Origin of the sequence: Actinoplanes sp. NPDC051470, assembly GCF_040682035.1 — a bacterium.
In the GTDB taxonomy this organism is placed as follows: domain Bacteria; phylum Actinomycetota; class Actinomycetes; order Mycobacteriales; family Micromonosporaceae; genus Actinoplanes.
The window spans coordinates 240,350-262,854 of sequence record NZ_JBFBAA010000007.1; the positions used below are offsets into that span (position 1 = coordinate 240,350).

Genomic DNA, 22,505 nt, shown 5'->3' on the forward strand with positions numbered 1-22,505 from the left:
TGATCCGGGCCGAGATCATCCTGCGGTGGCCGACATGATCCGGGTCGCGATCATCGACAACGACAAGCTGGTGCCGGCCGGCCTGCGCGCCCTGCTCGCCGGAACCGGCGACATCCAGGTCGTCCACGCCGCCACCACGGTCGGCGAACACCTGGCCGCCGCGCCCGAGGCCGACGTGGTCCTGCTCGACCTGCGCCTCGAGGACGGCACCGAGGCGGCCGCCAACGTGGCCGAACTGCGCGGCCACGGCGCCCGGGTCCTGGTCTTCTCGGTCCACGGCGACCGCCGCCACGTACGCGCCACGGTCCGCGCCGGCGCCAGCGGCTACCTGGTCAAGGACGACGACGCCGCCAAACTGGCCGACGCCATCCGCAGCGTCCACAGCGGACAGCCGGCCCTCACCGCCGAGCTGATGAGCATCATCAACGACGACCCGCCCGAGCTCTCCCCCCAGGAGGCCAGGGCCCTCTACCTGTACGGAACCGGCAGCACCCTGGCCGCAACCGCCCGCCGCATGGGCGTCACCATCCCCAGCGTCCGCTCCTACCTGACCCGCATCCGAGCCAAGTGGGCCGCCATCGACGAACCGGTCGACGACGTCCGCACCCTGGTAACCGAATACCAGCCCCGCCCGTATCCCCGTGACATCTAGGATCGGCGCATGGCGCTGCGCCCCGTCCAGCTGAACATCAAGGCCGTCAACCAGTCGGTGGTCGCCCGCTTCTGGGCCGCAGCGCTCGGTTGGAGCATCCTGCACGAGGGCGTGACCACGTACGTAGGTCCCCCCGGCGATTTCATCTGGCCCGACCCGCGAACCGTCGGCATCGACGTCGTCCCCGTCCCGTCGGCCAAGACGCCGGCCAAGAACCGCGTACACCTGGACCTGGCCACCACCTCGGCAACCCACCAGAAAGAGCTGATCGCCCGCCTACAGTCCCTGGGCGCCGTCCCGGTCGACGTAGGCCAGAAGAACGTGCCATGGACGGTCCTGGCCGACCCCGAGGGCAACGAGTTCTGCGTCCTGGAGCCCCGCGACACCTACCAGAACACCGGCCCGATCGCCGCAGTGGTGATCGACTGCACCGACCCGCAGTCCATGGCCCACTTCTGGGGCGAGGCGATCGACTGGCCCGTGCATGAGACAACCGACAACACCGCGACGCTCCGCGCTCCCCAGGGCACCGGCCCGTATCTCGAGTTCCTCCGCGTCCCCATCCCGAAGACCGCCCCCGACCGCATCCACCTCGACCTGATGCCATACCCCACGGACGACAAGGCGACCGAGGTGTCCCGCCTGCATTCCCTGGGCGCCACCGACCTCGACCTCGGCCAGGGCAACGTCCCCTGGACCTGCCTGACCGATCCCGACGGCCACGAGTTCTGCGTCCTGGCCTCGCCCTGACGTTTCACGGGAAGCCGCGAAAGACTCCATCAGTTCCCGCGTTCTCGGCGAAGTCGAAGAAGTCCATGTTGGCAATCGAGAGGTTAGCCTCGATGGCCGCGATCTCCCGAGGAATCGCCCGGCTCTCGTCACCACCGGCAAGGATCTCAAATCAGACAAGACCTGGCGCTTCGGTCGGTAGGCCCGCAGCCTCCGCGACCTCCAACATGCGCCTGTCGTAGGTGAGCAAGGTGTCGAGGGAATCGCCGAGAATCTGGGCGCTGGCCACGTGGACGGCGTCGAGCGTTCGAAGGCCGCCCGACAGATGGGCCGCTGCGTCGCGAACCTCTTCGGTGAGCAAAATTTCGGTGAACCCGGCGACGAGGTCGCGCATGAGGCCGGGGTAGTCACCGATCCGATCCATCGTACGAACCGTCTCGACGAACCCAAGGCTGCTTGTCGCCATCGGCATAGCCGGCCGACCAGCCAGGAACTCACGCAGTTCTTTCTCGTAAGTTCGCCTCGAGAGCAGCGTGACGAGGGCAGACGAGTCGAGGTAGATCACCGATCGTCCTCGGCTCTCGCGGCGAGCAACAGGTCAAGCGGCGACACGTCGACCGGAATCTCGTACGTCGGTAGCCGGTCGAGATCGGCGGTTGTGGTTGCCTTGAGCCGGATCAGGCCCTTGGCCACCAAGGGTGAGTAACGGCCCAAACCACTGGTTCCTGGTAGCAGCACGGCGATGACCTTGCCGTGGCGGGTGACCTCGATAGCCTCGCCGTGCTCGACGCGAGCGAACATGGCACTCGGGTTGTAAGAGAACTCTCGGACTGAAACCGAACTCATCGGGCAACTCCTCTCCGGAAGTCCCTACTTGCGAGGAGTGTACCTACAAAATCGAACCCTTCCCACGAGAACTCGTGTCGCGATGAGCGTCCTGGACCACCTCGCGGCAGACCACCCAGCCGAGCCATCAGAGGCCTTACAGCGTGGCCGGCCGCCGTGCACGCATTGTCCTCGGAGCCGAGCCCGCGCGGAGCGGTGGCTCCGGCGCAGGCTTATCGAGCGCCTGTCTCGGCCTCGTAATCAGCCTCAGGGCCACCGCAGCAGCCGATGTGAGCGACCCAGGCGTAGATCGCCGGCTCTTGCTCCTGGTACGCGGCGTTGTAGCGGCGCATATCTTCGAGTAGGTGATAGAGGCCCAGGTAACGCGGGTCGTCGGCATCATCGGAACGAGGCCCGCTCGGGCGTGTGGCCGAGAACGACGGCCGGAAGCCGCACGCCTCGGCGTATCGCGCCTCGGATCTGCTTGATCTTGGCGATGCCCTCGAAGGCGTCGGGATCATCGTGGGGCTGCCACCTCTGAATCGCCCGGCAGTTCCGCACCGCCCTTCGCGTGGCGCTGCGCCGCCACGACAAGCCCAAGTCCCGCGACATGGCCCTGCAACGCTACGGCCTCGGCCGCACCCGTCGCCCAGTTCCGGCCGCGAACATCGCCCGCGCCGCCGGTGTAACCGCCGCCACCGTCACCCGCTGGATCAGAGACGCTGTAGGCACCGTGAGTGCCAGCGCCCGATGCCAAGCCATCCCCGCATGACCGCCGGCGACCGCGCCTGCGACACGGACCTGCGCTCGGTGTTCCCAGGTACAGCGGCGACAACTGCGGACCGGACGCGTAACCGCCGTTGTGGTCACCGCCGCGACCCGTTCGAAGCAGTCCGCAGGCGGTCAGCCGGCGGAGTGCCGCTCTAACGGAAATTCCCATTCAGTGGCAAGGGAGCCATCATCGTCAAGGCCAAACTGTCGCAACTGCAGGGCGCGAGCTGAGTCTCCAGCTAATTCCCACAAATCGGCAAGGCGGTGAAGCGCGCCAGGATCGCTGCGGTCGGCTGCCTTTCGCGTCAGAGCTTCTGCAGCGATCGGATCACCGTTCTGCTCCCTCAGCCCAGCTAGCCGGGACAACGCAAGGCGATCGCCCAATTCGGCAGCCCGGAGCGCAAAGGCCTCCGCGCCGGGTTGATCGTCTTCACGCTCCCGCAGCTCAGCAAGCCGGAACATCGCATCGGGATCGTCGAGTTCGGCTGCCTGGCGATAGAGGGTCTCAGCGCTGCTGGCGTCGCCTGCGTTGTCCCGTAACTCAGCCAAGCCGCACAAGACTCTAGGAACACCGCGAACAGCCGCTTCCAGGGCCAAGGTTTGACCGCTGGCCGAGTCAGCGGCCTGCTCATACTGCTTCACCAGCCACAACATGGCATCGGGATCGCCTTCATCGGCGGCCTCCTGGTAAAGGGCCTCGGCACCGGATTCGTCGCCAATCTGCTCCCGCAACTCCGCCAACCAGCACAACGCCCGGATGTTACCGTTTTGGACGGACCGTCGGTACAAGACCTCAGCGCCGACGAAGTTACCCGCCCGTTTGCGCCTTTCGGCCAACCGGCCGAAGGCAAGGCCATTTCCGCAGGCGACAGCCCTGAGAACGAGAGCTTCCGCCCCGGCCGAATCGCCTGCGTCATCGTGCATCTCGGCCAGCCTTGTCAGGGCGAACGGGTCACCGCGGTCAGCGGCAAGTCGGTAGAGGGCCTCGGCGCCCGAATGATCACCGAGTTCCTCTCGGACCTCGGCCCGCCACATTAACGCGATGGGATCACCACGATCGGCGGCTTGCTGCGCTAGTTCCTCTGCACCGGCAAGGTCACCGAGCCTCTCACACAGTTCGGCCAGCCGGAGCAGCGCGGCTGGATCGCCGTAGTCGGCAGCTCTCCAATATATCGTGGCCGCACGGTGGTACCGACCTGCGTTCTCCGCCTCCTCACCGAGGTCTTGCAGCACCGCAGTGTCGGTAATGACGCTTGCGACCGCTTGCCAAAACGACGAAGGGGGGTAGATATCCGCACGCTCAATGTCGCCAAGTTGCTCCAGGTAATCAGCAAGGCGGTAGCAGGGCGGCTTGACGCCTGCGGTATCGTCGCCGGGGCGCGGCCGGAAATGCGTGAGCGGGCCGGATATTCCATAGCATTCGGCCGACGTATAGGCCAGAGCTTGCTTCAGCCAGTCCTCACCGGTTTGGTTCCATTCGTGATCGGTAAGGTAGCCGGGTGCGGCTTGTTCGAGTAGGGCATGCGGAATGTGTGTGAGTTGCGAAAGACGACAGGCATCGATCGCAACATGGACGATAGCGCGAGCGGCCGGTGGGGCGTTGCGGTACTGGCGCACCAGCCGAACAGCACCCGCCAGGTACTGAGTTATCCGGCCAGCTTCGGCCGCGTCAAGAGCTTCGGCCAAGCGCGGATCGCTGTCGGCCGCAGCATGCAACGCTTCGAGATCAGCGCCGGCGAAGGCGTCGGCAACCGAGATGTCCGTGCCAGACAGCAGGGTCCGGGACTGCGGCCGGAAATCCCATTGCCCGGTTGGTGGCTGGATAGCTAAGTCCGCCCAATATTGTGGCCAAACGGTGGCCAGGACCAACACAGGCCCACGTTGTGGTGTGCGCAGCAGTTCGCGCAATCCGGCCGCGATCCGCTCACTCAGCGAAATATCAGCGGTGAGGAGGTAGCGCTGGGCTTCGTTGAGCCAGACCACAGTGTATGGGCCAATCGAGTCCATGCCGTTGATGAGAGCTTCTGCCGGATTGGGGCTGATGGGATGCCACAGCCGCCATCGCGTCGGTAGTCGCTGCACGGCCTCCCAGCATGCCCGGGTCTTTCCTGTTGATGGCCCTCCGACCAGCGTGACCATTTTGCTATGGCCACGCATAGCTGCGTCGACCTCGCGCGCTAGTAGGTCGTCATGAGCACGTGACACATATGACGGTAGAGCGGGTAAACGCGCAACGCATTCGGCCACCTCAATCGACCGATGCACCTCCAGCGCAAATGCCGTGAATTCGCTTACGGGGCTACCCAACCGCGGTGACGGAGAGCTGGTCCCGGCGCGCACCCACATCGAGCGAATCTGCCTTACAACGGCGGCTACCTCTCGACCTGCGACGCTTGCCAGCGCCGCAGCGAGAGTGTCTACGTCGTGCTGGTTGGGTGGAACCTCTTCGTCGCCGATGATCCGGCCTATCGTGTCCCGCTTGGGCACCCCCGCCAGATCCAACTCCTGGGCCAACCGCGCCACTTCGGAGGCCATCTCGTCCAAGGTGGGCTTCCCAGCCACCGCATATAGCTCGTACAACGCATCCTTGAGGTCCTTCAGCGGACCCGCCGGAAGCTGCGGACGTCGGATCGGTCTGGGCCGGCGCCGCACGGCTCGGTTCTCGTCGCGACTCATCGCTGCACAGCATCCCTCACGCCAGGCCGGCCAAGCATCTTCTCGCTGCAGAAGCCACTCATCGCGACTCAGTTCGACGATCTCGACCGGTTGTGAGCATGAAGGAGCGGCCCGGGACCGGGTCGGATTGTGGATCACAAATTCCTAAGGAGACACACATGCCGAGCAAGGATCAACGAACCGTCGTTGAACGGGGCAAGCTGGTCCTCGCAGCTGTCACCGGCATCTCGGCCGGCGCGGCACGAGCCACGGTCGCCTGGCTCTTGGAGCACGTCGGGCCGAAATGGTAGCGAGCCGTGGGTGGTAGACCGAGGACGGAGTTCGCCACCATTGCAAGCCTCACGGCAGCGAGTCACCTCCGAACGGAGCTGTTGCGCCGACACTTCGCCTTACGGCTCAAGCCAGACGAGCGCATACGGCTCCTTACCGGCCCGAACTCGCTCCGAGTCCGGCGATACCGACATCAGCAAATAAAGCCCTGCTTTCGACATCCCGGCACCCCCTGTCGTCAACCGCGTCCAGCAGATCATCGGCGGTGAAAAACGGCAGCGGCGCGTCGAACAACAGCCCGTCCAGATCGACCATGTCGTCAAATCGGCACGGGATGCCGGCCCTCACCCTCGCCCGCCTTCGAGGAAATTGCCGATTCTCAACAGCAACCCCGTGACCGTGACGAACGCGCCGCCGCCGGTAAGGATCGCGATGGGCGTCGGCGCGCCGCCGGCGCGGGCGAGGAGCCCCGCTCCAACGGCAGAAAACGCTGATGCAACGACGATGACCATCAGCAACGTCCATCGCAGGACGCGGTCAGGGCTCGAGGGCGGGGTCTGCGAGGGGACTGTCTGGGACACGGCGAAGTTGATCCTTCCGGTAGGCACAGCTCTCCCTAACGGGAGAGTCACCGTGCCGCTTCGCCTTGCTTCGCAAGATGCCAGTCACCCGGGCCCGGCACAAGACCGTTTTACGTGGTGAGTTAGGGAGTTTACGGGAGGATTGCCGTCCGGCAGTCGCCCGCGTTTCCCAACTCGACGAACGCGACCTACTCAAGCTGCGGACCGGGGGCCGGGTGGGCCAAACCTCCGGCACGTAACTAAAGGCGCCCGCATCGCCACTCGCTATGCCTACTACATGTGGGTCTTCCGTGAGCCCGACCTCAGGTGTTTACGTGGGTTGCGGCCGACGACAGACCTAGCCGATGTTGCGATTCGAATGGCCGCCCCGGGCCAACGGCGCGAACACTCCTGGGAGGGACACCTGGACGCAACTCCATCTTGCAATGCGTTTCTGCACCTCAGACCCGCACAGCCCGGAACCCCGAATCATCACCGTTGTGGAAGAAAATCCGCCCCTCGACCTCGCCCGTCTCGGTCAGCGCGGCCCAGCCACGGCCGCTCACCTCGTCACCCTCGTCGACCCCTTCCCACGAGAACTCCACACCGGCGTGCCCACGATCGTCGCGGCGACGCTTAGGTACCAGGCTTGTCGACTGCTTGTCCACCAGTAACCCGACATCACCGCTCACGGAGTGAGAGAAGAGCGACTCCTAGCGGCATGAACTCTTGATCAATAACCGATATGACCATTTTGCCGTCAGCGCCACCTCGGAGCAGCGTGGGCAAATGATCCGATCCTGACTTAGGGTAGCTTGATATTTACCCTAAGCAATGTCTGCTGGTTGGAGATCGGCGATGACGGGCAGCAACCACAGGGCCAACTGCGCAAATGCCAAGAATCCGGGGTGTGTATGCTCCGGCTGCGGCGGCGCCCTGCATGGCTGGCACGGTTGGACCGAGCTTGCGGCTGACACCGATCAGGCCCGCCTCAACCGCCGCGTCGAGATCGAGGCCAAGGTCGAACGAGACCGACACACTGGCCTTCTGGGTTTCAATACGCGGAACCGGCAAGCCTTCATCGACCTTGCCCGTTTGGACCTCGCGGATTACCTGTCGAGATCCAGTCCGCCGACGCCCCCTGCCGGCCCAGTCCTTCCACAGGTCGATCTTTCCAACCCTACAACGTTCTCATCTGACTTCGGAAAACTGAATACCCTCGCCGGAACGGTGATGGCCGAAGCTTGGGGCGAGATCGAGCCCAAAATCGAGGCTCAAGTAGGAGATAAGCGCACTGCGAACGAGGTGAAAAAGCAACTGGCTAACCACACCTGGTGCACTCTGCTGGTCACCTTGATTCGCTGGCTTGAGCAGGTCAAAGACACACTGCAGGTAGTAGCCGACGCAGGAAAAAGGCTCTTGGAACAAGCGCTGACCAAAAGCTTGACAGGATTGTCCAAAGCATTGGCTAGCATAGTAGTGGGGATAGTCATCGACAAGGTCTGGTCAATCCTGGCCAGACTCCTGGAAGGCACACTTCCCGTTGCTTGGTGAGGATTCTTTGCGGGTGCTGCGCATTCTGGCCGTTTTCACCTGTCCATCCATTGAGCATCATCCGGCGGTATACAAGTACACGGTCAGGCCGTTGATGGGGGACGCACTTAACTTGATCTCCCAGGATGTCAAGGACCAGGTCGCCACGCTTTTCAATGCGTGGTGGCATCGACGCTGCCCTGAAGCCATCGCTTAGATGACCACATTCGCTTCCCAAGAGCACTTACGTGGCTGCTCGACCGGGGCCCGCGTCGATGACGTAAAGACTGCTGGATGAGGCGATCAGTGGGACGCATCCAGGTAATGGGTCCGGAAGTCCAGAAAGGCAGCCGCCGAGCGAAGCGAGGCGCACCTAAGGCATCGGGCCGCCACCTGTCCAACAGGCGCGACCACCGCACCGTGGGGTCCGGGGGTCGCCCCCGGAGCAGGCATGAGTGGGCCGGACGCGTCGCTGCGCGAACCGCACATCACGGTGGCCGGTAATCCGCTGCCGGAAGGTTTGACCAGGTCACAGGCTCGCGGCGGTGCCCGATGAGGCTGAGCCGCCGCCGGGACAACCCGGTCACCTTGGCTTCGGCCGTCGCGGCCGAGCCCGTCTCTCTACCAACCCGGTTCGCCGAAGCCGAGAAGATCAATCCATACCAGGCCCTCGTCGACCTTCACGACCACGCAATCGGACGTCCGTTCCCGCCGACGCGCGACGATGCGCTCGCCGAGCTGACCTTGGCCGCGGCGGTGGTCTCGTGGTGGGCCCGGTGGCAACCGGCGATGATCCATGCCGCCTTTCGGGCCGGCGCGGACCTCGCGGACATTTCCGCCGCGACCGCGCTTGACATCGACGAGGTAGTCCGCCGATGGCATCAGTGGGCCGAGGTCCAGACCGGCGTCGTTGTGGCCGGACATCGGTTGCTCGACCCGGACGAGGTCCGGGCCATCCGTGTCCGCATCGCCGCGGAGGTGGACCTGTGAATCCGACCCGCATCGCACGAAACCTGAGCACTGTGGCAGTGGCGGCGATCGCGGCCTGGTCGTCGTGGAGTCACATGGTCCACGTCGTCCTGCGCTTCGGTGAACGTCCGGAGGTCGCGTACGTCCTGCCGATCTCCGTCGACGGGATGCTCGTCGTCGCGTCCACCGCGATGGTCGACGACCAGCGCGCCGGACGTCCGGTGCGCTGGTCAGCCCGAGTCGCGTTCCTCGCCGGGGTCACCGCCAGTGTCGCCGCGAACATCACCGCAGCCCAGCCAACCTTCGGCGCCCGCATCGTGGCCGCCTGGCCCGCCATCGCGCTACTACTCGTGGTCGAGATGCTGTCCCGCGTCCGACGGACCCCAGCGGTGCGGACCGAGGACGTCAGCGCGGACCCTCTCGATACTGTCGCCGGTGCTGCGGCGCAAGCCGATTCGGGACCTCGGTCGGAACCGGCCACGGACTCCCCTGCTGTCCGGACAGGGAAGACGTCTCGAACCTCCGGGAGGTCAGGGCATCGGCGTAGAGGTCGCGGCGACACGTCCGAAGCCGTGTTGAAGGTGAGGGCGGAACGTCCGGACGCGAGCACGGCGGACATCGCCGCTCGCCTGGGAGTAACTGAACGCCATGTCCGCAGACTCCTGGGGACCGGCAGGAAGGATCCACCGGGCAAAACATCGACGTCCCCGTCAGGCAGAGACTCTTGATCCGGTGGGAGTCGCGGCCGCCTACTGAAAACTCAGTCCGGTCCGGGTAGCTCAGCAAGCCGCGTCGCACTGATCTTCGAGGGCAGCAGGTACTCCTCAATCTGCTCTGCCAGATGCAACGGCCAGGGCAGGACGGTGGTGTCCCGGACGTAGGGTGCCGCGTCACGAAGGTCGTGGGCGAGGGCGGCCCAGTGGTCGGGGCTGTCGCCGTCCTGGAGTCCTGCCACGGTCAGCTCGATGAACTGAGGGTTCCAGACCTGCGCCTTCGCCTTCGGCGCCTGAAGTTTCCCGTTGTGTTCGCCGGGCACCAGTTTTGATACGCCCTTGAGCGCTCCAGAACTGGTGCTGGGTTTGGTACTGGTGCTGCCATAGACCCGTGCCAGAAGGAATCGCCACAAGCCCCTGGGCTGACCGGTTTCTTCGGCGCTGACGCCGTAGCATTCCGGCGTCTCGCCGCCTTCCGCGGTGCGTACTCGTACGTGGCGTAGACCGCGGAGCTTGCCGATCGGCCGGGGTTCGCTAGCGCCGAAACCCAAAGCGTCGAGCTGCATGCGGCCGTTGGTCAAGGTGTTCCAGACCGAGCGCAGGTTCTGCGCGTGGGTGAGCAACAGCGTGTCGGGGTACGCGTCGACCGCCTGCTCGATGACGTCCTTGATGAACCGGACGACGTCCTCCGGCCCGCACTTGAGGTTGGCGTTGAGGTAACGCTTGCCGACTTCCAGCAGGCCGGTGTGCAGGGGCTGCCAGGGCACTTCAGGTGCACTGATCTGGATTTCGCGGCCGGTCGGATCGGCGAGCACCGCGACCGGCACCTGTCGGGCCACGCCCCAGACCTGTCCCTTGTTCTGCCGAATCATCCAGATGGCGAGCAGCGCGGGCCGGCTTGTGAGCGTGCCTCGCGCAGGTTCAGGAAGTGGTTGTGGCCGGATGCCGAGTTGCCGGAAGAGGTCGTCGATAGCTGCGGCGAACCGTTCGCGGTTGGCGTCGGAGGGTTCCTTGCCTTCACGTACGCGTGGTGGGCGCTTCGGGTCGGCGACCGGGGTGACGAACTGGCTGAGCCGACCCGTTTGTAGCAGTCCGTGGCGAATGGCGAACTTGGGATCGTCTCCACGGCGTCGTCCCTGGTAGTCGTCGGGGTGCCCGATCTCCACAAGGCTGATGGTGGGGTGGGGTGCCGGCCCGAGGGTGTCGACGACGTGGTCGACTCGCCTCTGTACTGCGTCACGGATCGAGCCACCGGCGCGGTCGAGATCGGCGCGGATCGTGGGCACAGGCCGGCACCGAATCCCAACCTTCATGTCTCCCAGGTCGAGAACCACTTCGGACCCGTTGAATTCGGACGCGGAGGGAACACTTACACCGAGACGTTTGGCCAGTCGCTCGAGGGCGTACTGGGTAGCACGCTCGGTGTCGGTGAGCAGCTCGACGGTGAGGCGCGGGCCAACGATCTCGCGGAGGCAGTCGGCGGAGACGGGGCCGTCACTGATTCCGCCGAGGCCCTTGTACACCGTGCATTTCTCGCGAGGAAGCGGAGCGGTGAGCTGAAAGTGCGGGCTCAGCTCGCCGGCCACCCAGGTCATCAGCGGCTCGCGGTCGGCGACCGACAGCCCGGCGCTGACCTTTTCACTCGACAGCATCCCAGTGCTGTAGACCAGGGCCGCGGCGTCGCCGTGACGGTGCAGGTAGTCCATCGGCTTGTCGACCAGTTGCACCGGGTCGGGTAGGCGGTCGAGGCAGCCGGCCTCCCGCAGGACCTGGGCGACAGCGTCGTCCCAGCGAGCCTCGAACGCGCTCGCTCCGTCAGCTGCCGTCACTCTCGTCCGCCGGATGCGGGCGGTGCCTAAGTGGCGGGAATTCTCCAGTCCGGTCAGGTACGGCACGGTCGGTGCCAGGTATACCGAGTGGCCGTGGTCGGAGGCGAGCTTGCCGCGTACCGGCATCCAGCGCCGCACGCCGAACGAGAGATAGATCAGCACCTCCTCACTCGTGGGAAGCGTCTGCGCAGAGATACCGACCTTGACGGAGAACGGGGTCTGGTCCTCGACTCGCTCGGGCGGCCAGGAGATCAGCTCGGCTCCGTCGGCGCTCGGGCATCGAAGGAACCGCAGGTTGTTGTGCGGGCAGTAGGCGTCCGGACGGGAAAGGGTCGCGGCGATCTCCATGGGCAGCAGCCGCAGAGCACGCTGCCGATCGTCGGGCACGGTCAGGTCCAGGTGCACCGGCGACCAAACCAGGTCGCCAGCACGGAGCTGGGACAACGTCAGCTTGATCTGTTCCGGTGTGGCCTTCTGCGCCCGGACCCACGCGGCGACCAGGGCGAAGATCGCCGCCGGGTTGATCTCGCGGTACGCGAGCAGCCAGTCCTGGTCCGCGTCGCCACGTCCCGCGTACGGCAGGGTGACGACGCAGTCGGGCACCAGGGCGGTGATGGCCTCGTTGAGCGAGGCGATGGGGATGCTGGCGACCTCACCGCCTCGGCGTGCCTGTGCCAGTCGGCGTAGCGGTTCCTTCCAGCGCCCCGGGAAGCGCATGAGGTGGTAGCCGCGCCGCACCGGATGCGCCGGGTCGAGTCGGAGGACGGTAACGGCGAGCTCGTCGTAGCGGGGTGCCATGTCAGTGATCTCCCATTGCGCTGAGGGCCTGGTAGAGGGGCTGGTACAGGGCTTGGACCAGATGCCGGTCGGGGTGTGCGCTGCCGGCCTCGAAGTACGGGCTGAGGACCTCTCGCATGCCGTGCAGCAGACTGGTGCTGGCGTCGTCGAGGTCGGCGGCATCCTCTCCGCGGCGCGCGGTGTTCGGGGCGAAGGCGGCGTCGCAGAAGTAGATCTTGGCGGCTTGGCCGCCCCGGAGGAGGCGGCCGACGACCTGCCAGATCGTGACCAGTTGGGTCCAGGCGACGCGGTTACGTTCGCTGGTGCCGAGCTGGCTGTAGGCGACGAGTGCGTGCAGCAGCCGGCGCCATTCCCGTTGCGCGGCTCGCCGCCGTAGCCGGCCGGCCGTGGCGAGCCTCTCGTGATCGGGGCCGTCGCCGATCGGTGTCGGCGCGAGCTGTTCGAGGGCGTACTGGTTGATGCGTTGGGTGACGTAGCTGAGGTCCTTGGGCCGCGGGTGCGGGCGGACCAGGAAGAAGGCCGCACCGATCGCAGCGATGCCTTCGGTGTTCAGGATGTTGTGTCCGCGTTCCACGGCGAGAATCGGTGCGACGAGCAGCCAGGCGTCGTCGGTGCCGAAATCGGCGACGTCACCGCGACGCAGCAGATGGGTGTCGTCCCATCCGGTTTCCTGCTCGTCGTCGCCGATCAGGCAGCGGACCTGTCCAGTCCAGGACGACTTCTGCCGGAGCAGCTCGGCGGTCACGGCCCGTGCCTCGGCATAGCTGCCGACCAGGAGCATGATCTTCTGCCGATCGAGTGGTAGAGCGGCCCTTTCCCGTTCGAGACGATTCGGTTGCCTGGGTCCGGCTCCGGGTTTGGTGAGGGCCGCCACCATCTGTCTCAGCGCTGCGGTCCGCTCGGCGCCATAGCGTCCAGACACCCAGATCGGCGTGCTGCGCTCGCCTGTGTGCTGGATGTCGAGGGCAAACGTGGTCCGTTCTATCTCGGCCAGCTTCTCGACGGTGGGGCAAAGGATCGCCCCAACTGGCACGTCGATGTGGTAGCGCGGTGAGGTACCGGCCCAGCTGGTGCCGGAGAGCAGCACCACATTCGGGCCTGGGCCGTCGGCCGGGAACAGATTCGGCATGTTCACGAGTAGCGCCCGGCCGACGCCGGTGTAACGGAAGAACCGGAACTCGCCCAGCTGTCCAACGCGGCGGCTCGCCTCGTCCCCGACGTACTGGAAGCCCAGCACGTTGCCCATGGGCGATTCGGGAACGGCAACCGCGAGATCGACCGGTGGCCGGCGTACCTCGGTGGGCAGGGTCTCGAACAGTTCGAGCTCCGCGGCGACCTCCGGCCACATGGCGAGCATCAGGTTGAGCCGGTGCGCCATCACGGCTACCGCGATGGCGAACTCCAGTCGCCACACGTTGCGGTCCAGGTCGCTGGGCGCGACCTTGGTGCCCTCGACCAGTTCGGAGCCGGCCAGGTCGGTGAGCCAGCTTCGGACGTCGCCTTCCCTTACGTCCTCGTCCGTGTCGGAGAGCAGGCGTTCAGTTAGATCCGCCAGGCCTCTTGCGACGCCGTCCTCGGCGATGTCCGTCGGTGCGTCGATGAAGGCGTTGAACTGCTGCCGGAGCGCCTGGTAGAGGGGGTCGTCGTCCCACCCGGCGGCCTTGCTGCCAGCGAGTCCGGCCCAGTCCTGCGCCAGCCCGTCGAAAAGCGACCACGCGGTGAAGTAGTCGGGGTCGAGCCAACTCAACACAGGCTGTCCGGGGCGTACCCGGTCGCGGTGCAACAGCTGGTAGATGACGTCCGCCGCGGTCCGGGCGTTATTGAGCGCGAGCGTGAACCGACGGATCTGCCGGGAGCGCACCTGGGCCCGGCCCGCCGCGCGGAGCCGGTCGCTGACGCGGGTGCCGATCTCGTCGATCCATGCCTCGTCGCTTGGTCCGAGCAGGACCTGCGAGTTGGCGAACATCGAGTCGAGGTTGGCCTGCACCTGGTCGGCCTCGTCGACAAGGATGAGATCGCTGCGGCGCCAGGCGGCTTCGAGGTAGCGCAGCTGGCCGTCGCTGAGCGGGGCCGGCACCCGGGTGTGGACCAGACTCCAGGGGGTCGCGATCCAGACATTTGCGGTGACCAGCCGCCTGGCCGCCTCGTGCCGCTGGCAGCGGTGCCACAGCGGGCAGGTCCGGCGCGTCCCGCTGCGCCACCCGTCCACGGGCTCGTCGCCGTCGGCCGGAATCAGATCCTGACATGGGGCTTCCCGGACCGCCAGCGGCGTGGCGGTGTCCCGCAGGCCGTCCAGCCCGCAGGCGGTGCTCACCAGATCGAAGCCGTACGGGGACCTGGGAAGCAGGCGCCCGGGAGCCGGCGGCTGCAACCGGTGCAGCCGTTCCGCGTGCCGGGTCCGGTTCTGTCCCATGATCGGGGCGGCCGTCACTCCCTCGTACGCGGACAGCTCATGCGCCGCCCGCAACGCCGCCGAATTGTCTCCCACCACGATGGTGACCTGGTGTCCGTGACGAGCCATCCACACAGCCAAGATCATGACGAGGGTGGTCTTACCGACGCTGACCATGCCGACCAGGTGCAACATCCGGTCGATACGCAGTGCGGTCGTCACGCCGAAGGTGTCGTCGTCTTGGCGGACCTGAACAATGATGTCCTGCAGGCGCTCGGCCCACCTACTCTCCGGACGGCCAGCGCTCGCGTCCGCTTCCTCCATCCAGCGGGCCGTTTCCACGAGGGCGGACCACTCGACCTCGATCGCTTCCCGAGCCCGCACGGTTCCGTCATGTCGCACCGGCGGTTGTGGGGGTGGCAGGTCCTCCGGGATATCGATGCCGACGCCGCGCGCCGTCGACGCCATCCGATAGCGGCCGGGATCGGCGTATCGAGCCTGCGCTGCGGCGAACGGCAGTGGAGCGGTGAGCAGTTCCTCGTACCAGTCCCACCGTTGTAGAGCGATGCGGCACTCCCGGCGGACCGGGCGGCCCAGCTCGTCCAGACGAAAGCCGCGGACTTCTTCGGGCACATCGAGGTACGCGCGTAGTTCGCGGTCCCATCCGTAGGACCGTCGGCTGGGCCAGAGGATCGTGCGTGCGTTCGCCAGCCGCACGGCGGCGTCGGTGGGGACGTCCTCTACGGCATCCCACAGCGCCCGGTAACCGTCGAGCAGCGCGGGCACTCCGGCCGCCGCCTGGCCCTCCGCTACACCCACCAGCAGGTAGAGGCACAGCTCCGTGCGCATCAGCGCCGCCGCAGACGGTTGCCCGTCGGCCGGTGTGTAGCTGCCTTCCAACGCCCTGCGGAAGCGGTTCTCGACCGACCTGATCTGCCTCACGACTCGTTCTCCACCCGTCGGCGTACCGCTTCCACGAACTGCTTCTCCGACACAGCGACCACTCGCTGCCCAGGTCGCACCGCGGGGCAGATCCGACGGAGTCGCTCGATGTAGCGCTGCTGAGCCCGCACCTGCTCCTGCCCGATGACGATGTAGGCGCGATCCGCATCAGCGGGCACCGTGAACATCCGGGCGCGAAGGGCTCGCCCCAACCGAGTGGGGTTCCGCCACGCCTTGACATCGGCGACCCACGGCCGGTCGGCGAACACGGACAGGTCGCACGCATCGAAGTCCGGCCACAACTCCACCGGTACGCCCATGTCCGCCACCGCCTGAGCGATCCTGAGCTCTGCCCGCCCCGGAGCGGTGATGAATGTCCGCAGCTCCCGCCGCAGCCACCGCACGCCCTCCGCAGCCAGATGTGTTGGCCCTGCCGTCCCGGGAGCGGCACACGAGTCGTCCTCGCAGGTCCAGGTCCGGTCGTCGTCCAGCGGGAGGAGCAACCCGTGACATCCGCCGCAGGTGCGAACGAGGCCGTCTGCGGCTGCCTCCGGTGGTGCCTCGGGGTATGCCTGCCGCACCTGGTCTGCGACCAGCGCCAGCTCCGGGTCCGCCAGGCGGGTGTCCAGCTCCAGCGCGGTGAGCACCGGATGCTCTACCAACAGTCGCCGGAAGGCCACGTAGGAGGCTGGAGCTTGCGCGGCCTGTGTTCGGTCCATGACAGCGCGGATCAGCGCGTTCTCCCGCATCTCGCCTTCCACGTCACCACGGAGGCTGCCGAGTTCCTCGCAGATCGCAGTCGGACGTCCGTAGGCCAGAAGTGACTCCTCCGGGTCGACGTCGGCGTCCGGCAGGTCGATCGGCCACTCAGCAAATGCAATACCAGCCCACGACAGCAGCTCTACGACGCTTGCCGGAGGCTCGGTCTCCTGGTGCCAGGCCAGCAGGGTGAGCCGGTCCAACGCGAGTTGGAGATTCGCCGGGTACGGCAGCCGGAACGCCGACCCGTCGGCAGTCTGCTCCGCGTATCCCAGAATTCCGCTGGCGAGCTGAGCCAGCACGATCTGCGGGTCCGGGACCCAAGCCGGAACGGTGGACGGACGAGACATACAAGAACCTTCTAGTGAGGAGGGACCGAGGCCAAGTCATGTACGTCAATCCGACTCGACGGCGGACGGCTTGAGAAGTCCTCGATGGGCTGACATAGCTGACTCGGAGCGCAGCGACGCGCCGAGCAGCGTGCTCCACCGCTCCGCCAATAGAAGCAACGTCCGTGAACTATGTCAACACACTAATCGAGCCCAAGTTATGTACACTGCCTTCGTGCAGCAGAGAGCGAGAGTCACCGCAGCCGACATCGCCCGCCTGGCCGGTGTGGGGCGGGCCGCAGTCAGCAACTGGCGCAAGCGCTACGACTCGTTCCCGGCCCCCGTCGGCGGCACCGCGGCAAGCCCGCAGTTCGACCTCGACGACATCGAGAAGTGGCTAGCCGAGCAGGGGAAACTCACCGCTGTCGCGGCTGAGGACCGGCTCTGGCGCAGCCTGCTAGCCGCGGCTGGTGACCCGTCAGATGCGCTTGCCCTCGCTGGCGACCACCTGCGTGGCGTGCGGACTCTGAAGTTCCAGAACCTGCGGCCGGACCTCAACTCGCTCGCCGCCCAGCACGGTCACCGCGCGGTCTTCGCGCAACTGTGGCAGCGTTTCGCCGACCTGCCCGGCCAGCGTGCTGTCACCACGCCGGACGCCCTCGCAGATCTCATGGTCATTCTGGCCGGCGTGCGCGGCCACACGGTGCTCGACCCGGCCTGCGGTACAGGCCGACTGCTCCGCGCCGCCGCCGATCGAGGCGCCTCCGACGTGTACGGGCAGGACAACGACCCCGCCGCCACCCGACTCGCCGCGCTCTGGCTCACCATCCACGACCTGCCCGGCGGCATCCATACGGGCGACTCCCTGCGCCATGACGGGTTTCCGGGCCGTACCTTCGACACCGTCGTGGCGAACCTGCCGTTCGGCTTGACCAACTGGGGTCACGAGGAACTCGCCTATGACCGCCGCTGGGAGTTCGGCGTTCCGCCGCGTACCGAACCGGAGCTGGCGTGGGTACAGCATGCTCTCGCCCACCTCGCGCCCGGCGGGCGTGCCGTTTTGCTGATGCCGCCATCGGCAACGGGCCGGCGTGCTGGCCGCCGCATCCGTGCCGAGCTCCTCCGCCGCGGCGCGATCCAGGCGATCATCGCGCTTCCAGCCGGCGTGGCGGCGCCACACGCGATCGGTCTCCATCTGTGGATCCTGCGCCGGGAAGCCAGCCCGTCCGTGTCCGACGTACTGCTCGTCGATGCCACGATGATCGGTGCGGACGGCTACGCCGCAGAGATCGTCAAAGCGGTCGAGACCGGCACCGGCCTGGCCCATGCTGTACCGGTGATCGATCTGCTCGATGAGGACGTCGACATCACTCCGGGCCGCCGGGGGACGACTGCCCGTTCGGAATTCGACAGCGCGGTCGCCGCCCGAGAAAGCCACGAGCGGCTAACGGGCCTGGTCGGCTCGATTCACGACCTGTTGCCGGACCTCGGCGTCCCGGTCGAACCCGCTGGTCCGCTACCGGCGGTCTCTGTGGCCGATCTGATCCGCTCTGGCCGCCTCCAGTCGCTCGGACCCGTCCGGACGGGTCCGGAAGACACCGACCCGATCCCCGATGGCCCTGTCCTGACCAGCGATGACGTTCTGCACGGGCGCCCCGCGTCGGGCCGGGCCGACCTGCGGCCCACGCCCGTCATCGCACTGCGGCCCGGCGACGTCGTTGTGCCCGTGCTCGCCCCGCAGCTGACCGCCCGGGTCATCGGTGCTGAGACCGCGTCGCTTGGCCGAGGGCTGCACCTGCTGCGATGCGACCCGGCGGAACTGGATCCCTGGTTCATTGCCGGGCACCTGCGCACCTCCACCAACGAACGCCAGGCGGGTGGTTCGTCGGCCACCCTGCGGTTCGACGTGCGCCGCGCCCAGGTCCCTCGGATCCCGCTCGAGGAGCAGGTACGACATGGTGCCGTCTTCCGTCGGCTGCAAGGGGTTGATGACGCGATCCGAGCCGCGGCCATGCTCAGCGGAGCGCTGACCCGGCAGGCGGCCGACGGTCTCGCGGCCGGGATGATCCGCGCGGAAGCCGAGAACCTTTGACCATTTGTGCGACGAGTGTCGCGATCAAATCACGTAGGGTGCTCGCACGGCATCGCGCAGCACACGCCACAAAGGGGGATCGATGCCCGCAATGACGACGGCGGCACCGGCCGACGGCAACCTTGTTTCGGTACGAGGACAACGCTGGGTAGTCGGCAAGGTGGACGCGGCCGGACGTAGCACGCTGGTCAGCCTGCAGAGCGTCGAGGACGGCCGGTACGGCGACACCCTCGAAGTGATTTGGGAGGTGGAGCCGGGCGCCCAGGTGCTGCCCACCGGCGCTCTGCCACCGGTCGCCGCCGGCAAGTTCGACCCGCCGCAGCGGCTTGCCGCCTTCCTCGACGCGGTCCGCTGGTCGGCAGTCACCTCGGCGGACGTGAAGACGTTGCAGGCGCCGTTCCGGTCCGGTGTGGCGATCGAGGACTACCAACTGGAACCGGTGGCGCGGGCGGTCGACGCTCCCCGCGTCAACCTGCTGCTCGCCGACGACGTCGGCCTCGGCAAGACCATCGAGGCCGGACTGGTCGCGCAGGAGCTGCTGCTGCGGCACCGGGCTCGGCGCATCATGATCGTCTGCCCGGCCGGCCTGACCATCAAGTGGCGCGACGAGATGGCCGAGAAGTTCGGCCTGGACTTCATCATCGTCGACGCGGAGCGGGCCGCCGCGGTACGCCGCACGCACGGGTCGGCCGCCAACCCGTTCCAGGTCTTCCCGCTGACCATGGTCAGCCTGCCGTGGCTGCGCGGGCCGAAGGCACAGCGCCTGCTCGACGAGGTGCTGCCCGCTGACGGACCGGCCCACCCACGTACTTTCGACATGCTGATCCTCGATGAGGCCCACCACGTCGCCCCGGCCGCACCCAAGCAGGTCTATGCGGTCGACTCGCAGCAGACCAAACTGATCCGCCGGATCGCCCCGCATTTCACCAACCGGCTCTTTCTGTCGGCCACCCCGCACAACGGCTACCCGGAGTCGTTTCGCGCGCTCCTGGAATTGATCGACGACCAGCGGTTCCTGCGCGGCGCCGAGCCCGACCCGGCCGCGGTCAAGGAAACCGTGGTGCGGCGGCTCAAGCGGCACATCGTCGACGCCGACGGCAGCGCCCGCTTCGTCGAACGCAAGGCGACGGCCATCCCGGTCGCGTATCCGGCGGCGGAGCGTGAGATCCACGCGCTGCTCACCCGTTTCGCCGAGCTACGCCGCAAGCGGCTCAAGACCCAGCGTGGCCGCAAGGCCACCGATCTGGTCACGCTGCTGCTGAAGAAGCGGTTGTTCTCCAGCCCGGCAGCCTTCGCCCACACCGTCGACGTCTACCTCGGGACACTGACGTCGCGGAAGGGAACGAACCCGCCGGTCACCGCGGACGACGACGTTCCGGAGTGGATGGACGACTTCCTCGACGACGTCGCCACCTACGACGACGAACAGCTTGCCGAGGCCGAGGACGACGCGCTGAACCGGATGGCCCCGATGCAGCCGGACCCCGCCGAAGAGGAGGAGTCCCTACTCAGACGGATGCTGGAATGGGCCGAGGCGCAGGAGGCCCGGCCCGACGCGAAGGCCCACGAGCTGATCACGTACCTGAAGGCCGTCTGCCGGCCGGACGGCCGGACCTGGACCAACGAGCGCGTCGTGGTCTTCACCGAGTACCGCGACACCCAGATCTGGCTCGACAACCTGCTGCGCCAGGAAGGGCTCGGCGCCCCGCGGGTCGCGCTGCTGCACGGCGGCACACCTCCCGACGAGCGGGAACAGCTCCGGCTGGCGTTCCAGGCCGAACCCGCCGAGCAGCCGATGCGCATCCTGCTCGCCACCGACGCGGCCAGCGAGGGCATCGACCTGCAGAACCACTGCCACCGGCTGGTCAACTACGACATCCCGTTCAACCCCAACAAGCTCGAGCAGCGCATCGGCCGCATCGACCGGTACGGGCAGAAGGTCGCACCCGACATCCGGCACTTCGTCGGCACCGGCTTCGGTGAGCCAGTCGACGCGTTCGAGGCGGACCTGGAGTTCCTCTCCCGGGTCGCCACCAAGGTCGCCCAGGTCGAGGCCGACCTCGGCTCGGTCAACGCCGTCATCTCCGACGTGGTGCAGCGCCAGATGACCGGCGAGCGGGTGGACATCGACTTCGACAAGATCGGTACGAAGGCGGCGGACCAGTTGCCGGCCGAGACCAATCTGCGAGACCAGATCCGCCGGCTTCGCGCCGATCTCGACAAGACCGTCGACGAACTCGGCATCACCCCGCCCGCGGTGAAACGCGTCGTGGACACCGCCCTGGAGCTGGCCCGCCAGCAGAAGCTACGCCCGCACACCGACGACAAGCACCTGGTCGACGGTCTGTTCATGGTGCCGCCACTGACCGGTTCATGGCAGCGCGCCACCGTCGGCCTGACCGCCAAGCTGCACAAGAAGGACGAGCTGCCGCGGCAGCTGCCGATCACCTTCGACGCCGGTCTGGTCAAAGACCGCGACGAGATCGTGCTGGCCCACCTCAACCACCCGCTGGTGGCCATGTCGACCCGGCTGCTGCGGGCCGCCGTCTCCAACCCCGACCTGGGACTGCACCGGATCGCCGCCGTGGTCAGCGACGACCCCGCGCTGGAGGAGGTGCTGGTCGGCGCCTACTCGCGGTTCGTCCTGGTCGGTGTGGACGGGGTGCGCCTGCACGAGGAGGTCCTCTACGCCGGTGGCTGGGCACCCGAACAGGGCCGGTTCCGCCGCCTGGAGAACCTCACCACCCTGGGCGGCGTCCTCGACCGGGCCCTCACCCACGGCACCGCGGCCACCGAGATCGTCCAGGCCCGGCTCGCCGAGCGCTGGCCCCGCGTCACCGACGGCCTCAACGCCGCGATCACCTGGCGCACGTCGATCCGCGAGGAGGCGCTTTCCCGCAAGCTCGACCAGCGCCAGCAGGCCGAGCGGGAGCGGATCAACCACAACTTCGACCGGTTCGCGGCAAGTCTGCACAAAGCCATCGCGGTCGACGACCCGGAGGCGGAAGAAGCATTGTTCAGCCGCGCGGAAGCGACCAAGAGCAAGGAGGAGCTGGCTCAGTACCGCCGGGACCGGCACCGACGGGAGGAACGCTTGTCCAGCCTGGTCGCCGAACGTCACAGCGAGCTCGACGCGGTCGACTCCCGTTACCGCGAGCCCAAGTCGCACAGCTTCCCGGTGGCCGTGGTCTTCGTGGTGCCCAAGCGGGAGGCCACCCGATGAGAGGCAGCTACCACCGGCATGCGGCGGCCGCCGATTACGACCACAGAACCTGGCTCAGCCTGATCGAGGTCAGCGGCCCGTTCCTCAGCATCCCCGTGCTGCGGCAGACCTGGCCCACCCTGGACCCACTGGACAAGCCAGAGCGCGAACGGCTGCGCACCCGCCATGCCGACTGGCTCGTCGACCAGATAACCGGCCAGCAGGACTGGCTCGACTATGTGCTCGGCGACCTGCTCGGCTGGGGCGACGCACTGCACCGTACCGGCCTGGACGGCCTCAAGGTCACCGTCGCCGAACACGACACCGTCCTCAGCCCGGACTTCGCGCTGGTCCAGCCGGGCGAGGAGATCAAGCCCGACACCGTACGCGTGCTCGGGGTGATCTGCCCCGCCGGCAGCCGGCCCACCGCCCGAGTCAAGGACAACACCTGGACGGCGACACCG

General features: G+C 67.0%; 18 protein-coding genes. 9 read left to right on the forward strand and 9 right to left on the reverse strand.

Annotated features, from left to right (window positions below):
* The first annotated feature begins 34 nt into the window (after window positions 1–34).
* Together AB0M54_RS15675 and AB0M54_RS15680 are read left to right on the forward strand one after the other, a co-directional pair.
* On the forward strand, window positions 35–652 hold the full coding sequence (locus tag AB0M54_RS15675; RefSeq protein WP_364471831.1) for a response regulator transcription factor: 618 nt from the start codon (window positions 35–37) through the stop codon (window positions 650–652).
* 9 nt (window positions 653–661) lie between these two features.
* Window positions 662–1,402, forward strand: coding sequence for a VOC family protein (locus tag AB0M54_RS15680; RefSeq protein WP_364471678.1), 741 nt, complete (start codon window positions 662–664; stop codon window positions 1,400–1,402).
* Between the two features lie 151 nt (window positions 1,403–1,553).
* Here AB0M54_RS15680 and AB0M54_RS15685 read toward each other — a convergent pair whose 3' ends face one another.
* The 3 genes from AB0M54_RS15685 to AB0M54_RS15695 form a co-directional block, all read right to left on the reverse strand.
* A complete protein-coding gene (locus AB0M54_RS15685; RefSeq protein ID WP_364320797.1) occupies window positions 1,554–1,946 on the reverse strand; it encodes a type II toxin-antitoxin system VapC family toxin in 393 nt (130 codons plus the stop codon).
* The gene (locus tag AB0M54_RS15690) at window positions 1,943–2,227 is read right to left on the reverse strand and encodes a type II toxin-antitoxin system Phd/YefM family antitoxin (RefSeq protein WP_364471681.1); all 285 of its coding nucleotides are present in this window, start codon (window positions 2,225–2,227) and stop codon (window positions 1,943–1,945) included. The genes AB0M54_RS15685 and AB0M54_RS15690 overlap by 4 nt, the downstream gene beginning before the upstream one ends.
* 882 nt (window positions 2,228–3,109) lie before the next feature.
* A complete protein-coding gene (locus AB0M54_RS15695; RefSeq protein WP_364471684.1) occupies window positions 3,110–5,653 on the reverse strand; it encodes a tetratricopeptide repeat protein in 2,544 nt (847 codons plus the stop codon).
* A gap of 158 nt (window positions 5,654–5,811) precedes the next feature.
* Here AB0M54_RS15695 and AB0M54_RS15700 point away from each other — a divergent pair, with 158 nt between their 5' ends.
* Window positions 5,812–5,943, forward strand: coding sequence for a hypothetical protein (locus AB0M54_RS15700; RefSeq protein WP_364471687.1), 132 nt, complete (start codon window positions 5,812–5,814; stop codon window positions 5,941–5,943).
* 133 nt (window positions 5,944–6,076) lie between these two features.
* On the opposite strand, the gene AB0M54_RS15705 is transcribed toward AB0M54_RS15700, so the two are convergent.
* From AB0M54_RS15705 to AB0M54_RS15715, 3 genes are all read right to left on the reverse strand, one after another.
* Complete coding sequence (locus tag AB0M54_RS15705; RefSeq protein ID WP_364471690.1) at window positions 6,077–6,238, reverse strand: hypothetical protein; 162 nt, start codon at window positions 6,236–6,238, stop codon at window positions 6,077–6,079.
* A 29-nt stretch (window positions 6,239–6,267) separates the two neighbouring features.
* A complete protein-coding gene (locus tag AB0M54_RS15710; RefSeq protein ID WP_364471693.1) occupies window positions 6,268–6,435 on the reverse strand; it encodes a hypothetical protein in 168 nt (55 codons plus the stop codon).
* 509 nt (window positions 6,436–6,944) lie between these two features.
* Complete coding sequence (locus AB0M54_RS15715) at window positions 6,945–7,175, reverse strand: hypothetical protein (protein ID WP_364471696.1); 231 nt, start codon at window positions 7,173–7,175, stop codon at window positions 6,945–6,947.
* 166 nt (window positions 7,176–7,341) lie between these two features.
* Between AB0M54_RS15715 and AB0M54_RS15720 the strand changes: the two genes are divergently transcribed.
* The 4 genes from AB0M54_RS15720 to AB0M54_RS15735 all read left to right on the forward strand — a co-directional run bounded on the left by AB0M54_RS15720 (window position 7,342) and on the right by AB0M54_RS15735 (window position 9,713).
* The gene (locus AB0M54_RS15720; RefSeq protein WP_364471698.1) at window positions 7,342–8,037 is read left to right on the forward strand and encodes a hypothetical protein; all 696 of its coding nucleotides are present in this window, start codon (window positions 7,342–7,344) and stop codon (window positions 8,035–8,037) included.
* A gap of 13 nt (window positions 8,038–8,050) precedes the next feature.
* Window positions 8,051–8,233, forward strand: coding sequence for a hypothetical protein (locus AB0M54_RS15725; RefSeq protein WP_364471701.1), 183 nt, complete (start codon window positions 8,051–8,053; stop codon window positions 8,231–8,233).
* Window positions 8,234–8,568: 335 nt separating this feature from the next.
* Complete coding sequence (locus AB0M54_RS15730) at window positions 8,569–9,006, forward strand: hypothetical protein (RefSeq protein ID WP_364471704.1); 438 nt, start codon at window positions 8,569–8,571, stop codon at window positions 9,004–9,006.
* Window positions 8,892–9,713, forward strand: a complete 822-nt coding sequence (locus tag AB0M54_RS15735; RefSeq protein WP_364471707.1) for a DUF2637 domain-containing protein — start codon at window positions 8,892–8,894, stop codon at window positions 9,711–9,713. The genes AB0M54_RS15730 and AB0M54_RS15735 overlap by 115 nt, the downstream gene beginning before the upstream one ends.
* 32 nt (window positions 9,714–9,745) lie before the next feature.
* On the opposite strand, the gene AB0M54_RS15740 is transcribed toward AB0M54_RS15735, so the two are convergent.
* From AB0M54_RS15740 to AB0M54_RS15750, 3 genes are read right to left on the reverse strand one after another with little or no spacing between them, the layout of a single operon-like run.
* Window positions 9,746–12,325: a DUF3962 domain-containing protein gene (locus tag AB0M54_RS15740; protein ID WP_364471710.1), complete on the reverse strand. Its 2,580-nt coding sequence runs from the start codon at window positions 12,323–12,325 to the stop codon at window positions 9,746–9,748.
* A gap of 1 nt (window position 12,326) precedes the next feature.
* The gene (locus AB0M54_RS15745) at window positions 12,327–15,659 is read right to left on the reverse strand and encodes a transposase (protein WP_364471713.1); all 3,333 of its coding nucleotides are present in this window, start codon (window positions 15,657–15,659) and stop codon (window positions 12,327–12,329) included.
* Window positions 15,656–16,720, reverse strand: a complete 1,065-nt coding sequence (locus AB0M54_RS15750) for a hypothetical protein (RefSeq protein WP_364471716.1) — start codon at window positions 16,718–16,720, stop codon at window positions 15,656–15,658. Before AB0M54_RS15750 ends, AB0M54_RS15745 begins: the two co-directional genes overlap by 4 nt.
* Window positions 16,721–16,982: 262 nt before the next feature.
* Here AB0M54_RS15750 and AB0M54_RS15755 point away from each other — a divergent pair, with 262 nt between their 5' ends.
* Both AB0M54_RS15755 and drmD read left to right on the forward strand, forming a co-directional pair.
* Window positions 16,983–18,839 (forward strand): N-6 DNA methylase, encoded by a 1,857-nt coding sequence (locus tag AB0M54_RS15755; RefSeq protein ID WP_364471719.1) that lies wholly within the window; start codon window positions 16,983–16,985, stop codon window positions 18,837–18,839.
* An 82-nt stretch (window positions 18,840–18,921) separates the two neighbouring features.
* Window positions 18,922–22,062 (forward strand): DISARM system SNF2-like helicase DrmD, encoded by a 3,141-nt coding sequence (drmD, locus tag AB0M54_RS15760; RefSeq protein ID WP_364471722.1) that lies wholly within the window; start codon window positions 18,922–18,924, stop codon window positions 22,060–22,062.
* Window positions 22,063–22,505: the final 443 nt, after the last annotated feature.